1 protein-coding gene is annotated in these 1,317 nt (G+C 71.7%); it reads right to left on the bottom strand.

The features are described from left to right. Window positions 1–1,317: helicase-related protein (locus AC2VOP_RS17565; protein WP_486962151.1), on the bottom strand; the 1,317-nt coding region annotated here is incomplete at both ends.

Raw genomic sequence — 1,317 nt, 5'->3', positions numbered from 1 at the left:
AGAGGCGACTGGTCTCCACCAGCTCGGCCACCATCACCCAGCGCGGCGGCCGCTTGGTCAGCACCGAACCGGGCGCCAGCACGAACCGCGAGTTGCGTGCGCCGAGGAATTCGCGGGTGTCCTCGCGGCGCATGCCCACGTGCGACAGCAACCCGGCCAGCAGCGCCGCGTGCACGCGGGCCGGGTCGGCGGCCTCGCCGGATTCGGCGACGCCGAGGTCGCGGGCGATGCCGCGCAACTGCCCGACGAGGTCCTGCCACTCGCGGATGCGCAGGTAGTGCAGGAAATCGTCGCGACACATCCGGCGGAAAGCGCTACCCGACAGTGTCTTTCGCTGCTCACGCAGGTAGCGCCACAGGTTCAGGTAGCTCAGGAAGTCCGAGGTCTCGTCGGCGAAACGGGCGTGCTTCTGCCGGGCCGCCTCCTCGCGGCCGCTCGGCCGCTCCCGGGGGTCGGGGATCGTCAGCGCCGCCGCCAGCACCAGGATCTCTCGCACGCACGCCTCGTTCTCGGCCGCCAGGATCATCCGGCCCAGCCTCGGGTCCACGGGCAGCCGCGCCAGCCGGCGGCCCAGGTCGGTGATCGCGCCCCGGGCGTCGAACGCGCCCAGCTCCTGGAGCAGCTGCACGCCGTCGCGGACGCTGCGCCGGTCCGGCGGGTCCAGGAACGGGAACTCCTCGACGTAGCCGGGTGGGGGGCCCAGCTGCAGCGCCGCCATCTGTAGCAGCACCGCGGCCAGGTTGGTGCGCAGGATCTCGGGGTCGGTGTAGCGGGGCCTGGAGTCGAAGTGCTGCTCGGAGTACAGGCGGATGCACACGCCCGGCGCGACCCGGCCGCACCGACCGGCCCGCTGCTGCGCGGACGCCTGCGAGATCGGTTCGATCGGCAGACGTTGCACCTTGAGGCGGCGGCTGTAGCGGGAGATGCGGGCGTTGCCCGGGTCGACGACGTAGCGGATGCCGGGAACGGTCAGCGACGTCTCGGCGACATTGGTCGCCAGCACGACGCGGCGCCCGGTATGCGGCGCGAACACCTTCTGCTGCTCGGCGGTCGGCAACCGGGCGTACAGCGGCAACACCTCGGTGTGTTTCAATCCGCCCAAAGCCTCGGCGGTGTCGCGGATTTCGCGCTCGCCGGACAGGAACACCAGGACATCGCCGGGCGGCTCGGCCTCGAGTTCACCGATGGCGTCGACGATCGCCTCGATCTCGTCGCGGGTCTCGGTGCGCACGATCTCGTGGTCGGGATCGTCGGGATCGTCCTCGGCGCCGGACGCGACGGGCACCTCCAGCGGGCGGTAGCGGATCTCCACCGGGT

The organism is Mycobacterium sp. TH-M106 (genome assembly GCF_057473765.1).
Note: the sequence above shows the minus strand (reverse complement) of the source record. Positions and strands in the feature narration are given on the sequence as shown.